This window comes from Phenylobacterium sp. (assembly GCF_044236515.1).
Taxonomy (GTDB): domain Bacteria; phylum Pseudomonadota; class Alphaproteobacteria; order Caulobacterales; family Caulobacteraceae; genus Phenylobacterium.
On sequence record NZ_JBIIGK010000135.1, the window covers coordinates 1 to 8,130 of the forward strand.

Genomic DNA, 8,130 nt, shown 5'->3' on the forward strand with positions numbered 1-8,130 from the left:
TCGTCGGCGGCCTGTTCCGCCGTGATCTGCGGCTGAGCGTTCTGGACCTGGGCGGCGATCAGGCGGCGAGCCATGACGTGGTCCGGCCCCTTGTTGACCGACTCCACGGCCAGCAACCGGCCGTCCTTGAAGCAGAACACCGAGAACGCCCCCTTGGCCGGATCGCCCCGGACCACAGCGGTGTCGTGCCCGGTCGAAAGCCCCGCCATCTGCAGCTTAAGGTCCGCCTGGTCGCTCCAGAACCACGGCACGGCGGCGTAGGGCTGGGGCGTTCCGACGATGGTCGCGGCGGCGCAGCGGCCCTGATCGGTGGCGTTCTGTACGGACTCGACACGCACCGGGCCGACCGCGCTGAACGGGTTCGGATGGGCCGCGCAGTCGCCGACCGCCAGGATGGCCGGATCCGTGGTCCGCATGTGCGCGTCGACGACGACGCCGTTTTCGACCAGCAGGCCGGCGTCGGCGGCGAGCTCCGCGTTGGGGATGACGCCCACCCCGACCAGCACCAGGTCGGCCGGCACGTCGACGCCGTTCTGCAGGCGCACGCCGGTGACGCGGCCGCCCTCGCCCCGGATCTCCTCCAGCAGCGCGCCGAAGATGAAATCGACGCCCCAGGCCAGGTGGCGCTCGTGGAAGAAGAGCGACATTTCGGCGGACAGCGCCCGGCTCAGCGGGCGCGGCGCCAGTTCGACCACCGTGACCTCGACGCCCTGGGCGCGGGCGACGGCGGCGAATTCCAGGCCGATGAAGCCAGCCCCGACCACCACAGCCCGGCGCACGCCCTCGAGGCGCGCCTTCAGGCCCCGCGCATCGACGATGGTCCGCAAGGTGAGGACGCCGTCGAGGGCCTCGCCGGGGACGCCGAGCGCCCGCTGCCGCGCGCCGGTGGCCAGCACCAGATGGTCGTAGGAAAGGTCTTCGCCGGACGAGAGGCGGACTGAGCGTCCCGGACGATCGATCGCCTGGACGCTGACGCCGTCGCGCAGCGTGATGCGGTTTTCGCCATAAAGGTTGGCCCCCTTGAGCAGCACGCCCGTCTCGTCGAGCTTGCCCAGCAGGTAGCTCTTGGAGAGCGGCGGGCGCTGATAGGGCAGCCCAGGCTCCTCGCCCAGGAGGACGATCTCGCCGTCGTAGCCGTCGTCACGGAGCGAGAACGCCGTCTGAACGCCGGCCTGGCCCGTACCGGCGATAACCACCCTGGCGGTCATGCGCGTCCCTTGTTTCAGAAGAGGGAGGCGGCCGCCTCCGGGAGGATTGGGGCGGCCGCCGACGTCGTCAGGGTCACCCCAGTCGGACGTATTCGTAATCGACGGCCATGTTGTTGATCCCGCGGTCCGGCGGCGCGATCCAGGCGGCCATCTTGCCCGGCTCGGTGACGGGATGCATCAGACTGTGGACGAAGGCGCGGTCGGCTTCGGTCGGCAGCCAGTCGTTCTGACGGGCGGCGAATTCCTCGGCGCTGATCGGCTTGCCTTCCGGATTGGTCGGGATGTTGGCCCAGATGCCAATCGAGCGGCGGAACCGGCTGGACGGCAGCTTGTACTGGAAGTCGAAGCCGGCCTTTTGGATCGTCCGGTTCCAGCGCGTCATGCCGATCTGGCAATCCTTGATGTACGCCGAACGGGTGACCTCGTTCATGGCGTTCCGCATCGGGATGTCCTCAGCGCCATCCGGGGTCTCGAGGTGGAAGGTCTCGTCGAGCGCCAGGTGGTCCTCGTAGGTCGCCTCGTCCGGACGGCCCTTCAGGCCGGCGGCGAAGTAGAGGGCCGCGTTGGACGAGCTTTCCGAGCCGAACAGGTCGAGGGCCGAGGAGAACCAGAAGTTCATGTACTTCTGGATGGTCGGCAGATCGATGGCGCCGGCCTTGCGGATGGCTTCCGGATCGTCGGTGCCGAGCTCCTTCATCACCTCCAGGGTTCGCCGGGTGACGCGGGCGATACCCGTGTCGCCGATGAACATGTGGTGGGCTTCTTCGGTCAGCATGAACTGGCAGGTGCGGGCCAACGGATCGAAGGCGCTCTCGGCCAGCGATTTCAGCTGATACTTGCCGTCGCGGTCGGTGAAGTAGGTGAACATGAAGAATGACAGCCAGTCGGAGATCGGCTCGTTGAACGTGCCCAGGATCCGCGGCTTGTCCGCATCGCCGGAGTGGCGCTGCAGCAATTCTTCGGCTTCCTCGCGGCCGTCACGGCCGAAGTAGGCGTGCAGCAGATAGACCATCGCCCACAGGTGGCGGCCTTCCTCGACGTTCACCTGGAACAGGCCGCGCAGGTCGTAGAGCGACGGGCAGGTCTGGCCCAGCAGGCGCTGCTGTTCGACCGACGCCGGCTCGGTGTCGCCCTGCGTGACGATCAGGCGGCGCAGGGTCGAGCGGTGCTCGCCCGGCACCTGTTGCCACTGCGGCTTGCCGAACTCGTCGCCGAAACCGATCGTCCTGTTCGGGTCGCGCTCAGCCAGGAAGATGCCCCAGCGATAGTCGGGCATCTTGACGTGGCCGTAGTCGGCCCAGCCCTTGGCGTCTACCGAGATGGCGGTGCGCAGATAGACGTCGGCCGACTGGAAGTCGGTCGGGCCCATGCCCTTCCACCAGTTGAGGAACTCCGGCTGCCAGTGCTCGAGCGCCCGCTGGAGCGAACGGTCCGACGCCAGGTCGACGTTGTTCGGGATCTTTTCCTGATAGTCGATCGCCATGGTCAGACGCGCTCCCAGTCGAAGTTGGGCTTGGAGCCGGTGCCGAAGAGCTTCAGAGCGCCCTCCTTGCCGGTCGAGTTCGGACGGTAGAAGACCCAGTTCTGCCAAGCAGACAGACGGGCGAAGATCTTGGTGTCGAGCGTCTCCTCGCCCGGGAAGCGCAGGTTGGCTTCCAGGCCGATGAGGGCGTCCGGCGACATGCTGGCGCGCTCTTCGAGGGCGAGGCGGATTTCGTCCTGCCAATCGAGGTCGTCCGACGAGACGGTGATCAGGCCGGCGTCCATCGCCGCCTTGGCCTGGAGTTCCTGGCCGATCAGGCTGCGCGCTTTGGCTACCGAGGCCTCGTCGCCGTAGAAGCGTGTCGCCAGACGGGTCTGGCCATTCACTTCCGGCAGCAGGCCGAAGTTGACCTCGTCGAGAGCGATCACCGGCGCGTTGTCGTCGCCGTCGAGCAGCTCGAGCATGTAGATGCGGTCGGCCGCCAGGGCGAGTTCGAACAGCAGGCCGGCGAAGCACGAGCCCTGATCGACGATGGCGTAGAGGCTGCGCGAGGTGACGTCGATGCGCGCGAAGGTGCGGCGCAGGTAGCCGATGGTCTCACGGACCAGCCAGTAGTCCTTGTGCTGGGTCAGAGCGCGACCGGCGGCTAGGACAGCCTCGGCGTCGCCTTCCGTCTTCAGCACCCAGAGGCCGAGCTCGGTCTCGTTGGTGCGCAGCAGCAGGATCGCGTCGTCCAGCTCGCGGCACATGGCCAGCGGCCACCACTGGTCGCCGGCCGCTTGAATGGCCTCCGGCGTCGAGGGCTGCTCGCCCGTCGGCGCGCGGACGGTGATCGTAACCGCGCGGCCCGGACGGTCGTAGGCGACGTCGACGTACTTATAGTGGAGGCCGGCGTCGTCGACGGTGCGGTTCAGCGGATTGAGCTTGATGCCCGTGGCGTCTGCCGAACGGACCGTGCCGGCGGCCAGCGCCTCGGCGCGAGCCTTCACCAGCTCGGGGAAGCGGTTCGGCGTCGCGGCGTCGTCGATTAGGCCCCACTGCTTGGCGCGCTCGGCGCGGACGCCATCGGCGCTGGTGCAGAAGATGTCGGCCAGGTCGCGGCGGACCTTGCGCTTGTCGACCACGCGGGTCAGGCCGCCGGTGCCGGGCAGCACGCCCAGCAGCGGCACCTCCGGCAGGCTGACCACCGTCGAGCGGTCGTCGACCATCAGGATTTCGTCGCAGGCCAGGGCGACTTCGTAGCCGCCGCCGGCGCAGGTGCCGTTGACCGCAGCGATGAACTTGATGCCGTCGTGGCGGCTGGAATCTTCCAGGCCGTTGCGGGTCTCGTTGGTGAACTTGCAGAAGTTCACCTTCCAGGCGTGGGACGACGTGCCCAGCATGTAGATGTTCGCGCCGGCGCAGAACATCCGCTCCTTGCCGCTGGTCAGGACAACCGTGGCGACCTGGGGTGTCTCGAACCGGATGCGCTGAAGCGCGTCATAGAGTTCGATGTCGACGCCGAGATCGTAAGAATTGAGCTTCAGCTTGTAGCCCGGGACCAGACCGGCGTCCTCGTTGACGTCCATGGTCAGAGTGGCCACGCGGCCTTCCACATCCACCCGCCAGTGGCGGTAGTCGGAAGGGGTGCGGTCGAAGGTGATCACGTTCGAGGGCTCCAGTTCGCTTTAGATGCACCATATTGCAGGATTGCCTGGGCAATCAAGCATTATGATGCATGTTCATCAGCGAATGGCGGCCGTGAGGTCCTCCAGGCTCTCGTCAAGCGAGCGGCGGCTGGTGTCCACCTGCGCATCCGCGCGGCGATAGAGCGGGTCGCGGGTGCGCAGAATCCGCTGCAAGTCCGCCATCGCCTCCCGGTTGTCCGACATCGGCCGCATGTCGCCCTGGGCGATAACCCGGGCCATGTGTTCCGCGGGCGTCGCCTTCACCCATACGGTGTAGCAGCCGGCCAGCAGCCGCTCGAACGTCGCCGGATCGGAGACTAGGCCCCCGCCGGTGGCGATAACGGCCCGCGGGTTTTCTTCGATCACCCGCTCCAGGCAGCGGCGTTCCAGGCGGCGGAAGGCGGGCTGTCCGTAAAGATCGAAGATGGCGTTGAGCGGCGCGCCGGCCTCCCCTTCGATCTCCTTGTCGAGCTCGACGAAGGGGCAGGCGAGGCGCTCGGCGAGCAACCGGCCCAGGGTCGACTTCCCGGCCCCGCGGAGTCCGATCAGGGCGATGCGGCTGCGCCGATCGCCGGCGCCGATGCCGCCGAACTTGTCGACCAGCAGCGCGTGGGCCTCCTGCAGGCCGTCCTCCGGCAGCCGGCGCAGCAGCTCGACGGCATGGACGAATTCGATCGCCGGCTCGGGTCCGTCGACGACCAGAGCAGGAAGCGGCGTATCCAGGGCTTCGGCGAGCTGGCGCAGCAGCAGGATCGAGATATTGCCCTGCCCGCTCTCAAGCTGGGCCAGATACCGCTCCGAGACGCCGGAATCGCGGGCCAGGATCTTGCGGGTCATGCCCCGGCGTGCGCGGATCTCGCGCACCCGTTCGCCAAGCAGGGCCAGATACGCCTCTTCCGTGACTGCCGAAGAGTCCGCAGCGGCGGGTGGCGCTGTCTCGGTCATGGCCGGAAGATGGCGCGAGTTGACACGATACGCCACCCCTTGCACGAAACGAACGTGCAGTATATTGCTTTCAATGCATTTTAGTGCACATGCACTGTGGAGGTCAGGTGTCCCAACCCATCACCATCCTCGTCGGCACCATGACCGGCACCGCCGAACTGGTGGCCCAGGAGGTCGAGCAGACGCTCCAAGCCGCGGGCTACGCGCCGCGCATCGAGATGATGGACGCGGCGGACGCAAGCGTCTTTGCTGACGGCGGCGTGTTCCTGATCGTCAGCTCGACCTACGGCAACGGCGACGTGCCGGACAACGCCCAGGCATTCTTCAGCAGCCTGCAGGGCGAACGCCCGGATCTTTCGAACGTCGTCTACGGCGTGATCGCGCTAGGCGACATCACCTATAAGGCGACCTTCTGCCAGGGCGGCCTGCAGTTTGACCGTCTGCTGAATGAACTCGGAGCCCGCCGCGCTGGCGAGCCGCTTACGCACGATGCGTCATCGGGTACGCTAGCCGAGGACGTCGCCTGCGAATGGGCGGCTTCCTGGGCGGAGCAGGAACTCGCTCCGGCGGTGGCGGCCTAATGACCACCCAACCCTTGGAGCCCCGCGCCCTTCAGAGCTTCCTCTCCGGCTCTTGGCTTTCAGGCCAGGACCAGGGCGAGCCTCTCGCCGACCCGGTCACAGGCGAGACCCTCGCCTATGCCTCTTCGACCGGCTTCGACGTCGCTGGCGCCCTCGCCTACGCGCGTAAGGTCGGAGGCCCGGCGCTGAGGAGCCTGACCTTCGCCCAGCGCGCCGCGCTGCTGGGCGCCGCCGCCGACGCGCTGCAGGCGCGCCGCGATGATTGGTACGAGATCTCCCGCCGCAACAGCGGCAACACCAAGGGCGACGCCGCCATCGACGTCGACGGCGCCATCGGCACCCTCAAGTACTACGCCAAGCTCGGCGCCACCCTCGGCGAAGCGACCTTGCTGTCGGACGGCGGCATTGAACGCCTCGGGCGCGACGCCAACTTCCAGGGCCGGCACATCGGCGCGCCGATCCGCGGCGTGGCGGTGCATATCAACGCCTTCAACTTCCCGGCCTGGGGCTTGTGGGGCAAGGCCGCCGTCGCCCTGCTCGCGGGCGTTCCGGTCCTCGCTAAGCCGGCCACCAGCACCGCCTGGCTGGCGGAGGAGATGGTGCGCGCAGTCGTCGAAGCCGGCGTCCTGCCGTCCGGCGCCCTGTCGCTGCTCTGTGGATCTCCTGCTGGCCTGCTTGAAGCCATGCGGTCGGGCGACGCCGTAGCCTTCACCGGCTCCGCCGCCACGGGCGACAAGGTCCGCGCGGCCGTCGCCGGCAAGGGCGTGCGCGTCAATATCGAGGCCGACAGCCTGAACAGCGCCCTTCTCGCGCCTGACGCCAGCGCCGGCTCGCCCGCGCTGGAGCTGCTGGCCGCCGAGGTGGCCAAGGAGATGACCGTCAAGGCCGGGCAGAAGTGCACGGCGATCCGCCGCGTGATCGTCCCGGCCGCCGCCGCCGATGCAGTCGCCCAGGCCATTCTGGCCCGGTTGGCCGAGGTCAAGGTCGGAGATCCGGCCGATCCGGAAACCGGCATGGGCCCGGTCGTCAGCCCCTCGCAGCTGGCCGCTGTGCGCGAAGGCCTCGCCGCCCTCGCCGGCGCAGCCGATGTGCTGACGCCGCAGACGACAGTTCCGGAAGGCGCCTTCGTGGCCCCGACCCTGCTGCGTGCGAAATCGGGCGCCGATCTTGTCCATGACCTGGAAGTCTTCGGCCCTGTCGCGACTCTCGTTCCCTACGAGACAGCCGAGCAGGCGTTCGAGCTAGCCCGTCGCGGCGGCGGGTCACTGGCCGCCTCGGTGTTCAGCGACGATCCCGCTTTCCTGGGACAGGCTGCGGGTGAACTCGCCGACAGCCACGGCCGGCTGCTGCTGGTCGATCCGGCGATCGGCCAGAGCCATTCGGGACATGGCATCGTCCTGCCCTCCTGCCTTCACGGTGGTCCCGGCCGGGCCGGCGACGGCGCCGAGCTCGGCGGTCTGAGGGGGCTGTGGTTCTATCACCAAAAGACGGCGGTGCAGGCATCTGGCGCCGTGCTGGAAGCTCTGGCCCCGCGCCTTGCAGGAGGCTCCGCATGACGTCACAGTTCCAATCAGCTGTTTCCGACATCACCGCCTGGTTGGCGGGACGACCCGTCACCCGCGAGCTGGGTGAAGAGCTGAACGCCCAGTTCCCTCCATCCAGTCCTCAGTTCCAGGCGCTTGCGTCCGCCTGTCGCCTAGGCGTCGAAGAGGGCTGGCTGGCCAACCGCGGCGACGAGCCGCTGAAGTGGGGCCGGATCATCAAGCCGACGCCCGACACCCATGGCTTCAGTGTCGACGTAGTTCGGATGACCGAGGTGGCGGGCCCGCACCACGCCCATCCGCAAGGCGAGATCGACATGATCCTCCCGGTGGATCCAGGCGCCCGTTTCGACGGTCAGGGCGAAGGATGGCTCGTCTACGGCCCGGGCTCGGAGCACGCCCCGACCGTCAGGGGCGGGAGCGCGATCGTCCTCTATCTCCTTCCAGAGGGCCAAATTGAGTTCCGAGCCGCCTAACGCGCCGCAGAGCGCACAGGCAGGGAGGCATAAGGCAGTGAGGACTTTCAGCATTCCGGACGGCGCCTACAACGCCGCCGTCGATCTCATCGGCCGTAACCTCGCGGCGCGGCCGGACAAGGTCGCCTTCATCGACGAGCAAGGCGCCTACACCTACCGCGACGTCGCGGACCGCGCCGACCGCGCCGGGGCCGCTCTTCTAGGCCTGGGCCTGCAGCCTGGCGAGCGC

8 protein-coding genes are annotated in these 8,130 nt (G+C 68.0%); 4 read left to right on the top strand and 4 right to left on the bottom strand.

Translation table 11 applies throughout. From position 1 onward, the window contains the following. The 4 genes from ACILRF_RS12630 to ACILRF_RS12645 form a co-directional block, all read right to left on the bottom strand. Positions 1-1,208, bottom strand: a 1,208-nt coding sequence (locus ACILRF_RS12630; RefSeq protein WP_395673410.1) for an NAD(P)/FAD-dependent oxidoreductase, incomplete at its 3' end; no start/stop codon positions are given. Between the two features lie 73 nt (positions 1,209-1,281). Then, positions 1,282-2,691: a benzoyl-CoA 2,3-epoxidase subunit BoxB gene (gene boxB / locus ACILRF_RS12635; protein WP_395673412.1), complete on the bottom strand. Its 1,410-nt coding sequence runs from the start codon at positions 2,689-2,691 to the stop codon at positions 1,282-1,284. Between the two features lie 2 nt (positions 2,692-2,693). Continuing rightward, a complete protein-coding gene (gene boxC, locus ACILRF_RS12640) occupies positions 2,694-4,337 on the bottom strand; it encodes a 2,3-epoxybenzoyl-CoA dihydrolase (RefSeq protein WP_395673414.1) in 1,644 nt (547 codons plus the stop codon). Between the two features lie 78 nt (positions 4,338-4,415). After that, positions 4,416-5,303, bottom strand: a complete 888-nt coding sequence (locus ACILRF_RS12645) for a helix-turn-helix transcriptional regulator (protein ID WP_395673416.1) — start codon at positions 5,301-5,303, stop codon at positions 4,416-4,418. Between the two features lie 107 nt (positions 5,304-5,410). Between ACILRF_RS12645 and ACILRF_RS12650 the strand changes: the two genes are divergently transcribed. The 4 genes from ACILRF_RS12650 to ACILRF_RS12665 all read left to right on the top strand — a co-directional run. After that, positions 5,411-5,884: a flavodoxin domain-containing protein gene (locus ACILRF_RS12650; RefSeq protein ID WP_395673417.1), complete on the top strand. Its 474-nt coding sequence runs from the start codon at positions 5,411-5,413 to the stop codon at positions 5,882-5,884. Beyond that, positions 5,884-7,440, top strand: coding sequence for a 3,4-dehydroadipyl-CoA semialdehyde dehydrogenase (locus ACILRF_RS12655; RefSeq protein WP_395673419.1), 1,557 nt, complete (start codon positions 5,884-5,886; stop codon positions 7,438-7,440). The genes ACILRF_RS12650 and ACILRF_RS12655 overlap by 1 nt, the downstream gene beginning before the upstream one ends. Next, positions 7,437-7,901, top strand: coding sequence for a DUF4863 family protein (locus tag ACILRF_RS12660; RefSeq protein WP_395673421.1), 465 nt, complete (start codon positions 7,437-7,439; stop codon positions 7,899-7,901). Before ACILRF_RS12655 ends, ACILRF_RS12660 begins: the two co-directional genes overlap by 4 nt. Positions 7,902-7,938: 37 nt before the next feature. Beyond that, on the top strand, positions 7,939-8,130 hold a 192-nt coding region (locus ACILRF_RS12665; RefSeq protein ID WP_395673423.1), incomplete at its 3' end, for an AMP-binding protein.

Coding starts and splice junctions, on each gene's coding strand:
- boxB (WP_395673412.1), bottom strand. CDS start 2,691: ATGGCGATCGACTATCAGGAAAAGATCCCGAACAACGTCGACCTGGCG.
- ACILRF_RS12645 (WP_395673416.1), bottom strand. CDS start 5,303: ATGACCGAGACAGCGCCACCCGCCGCTGCGGACTCTTCGGCAGTCACG.
- ACILRF_RS12655 (WP_395673419.1), top strand. CDS start 5,884: ATGACCACCCAACCCTTGGAGCCCCGCGCCCTTCAGAGCTTCCTCTCC.
- ACILRF_RS12660 (WP_395673421.1), top strand. CDS start 7,437: ATGACGTCACAGTTCCAATCAGCTGTTTCCGACATCACCGCCTGGTTG.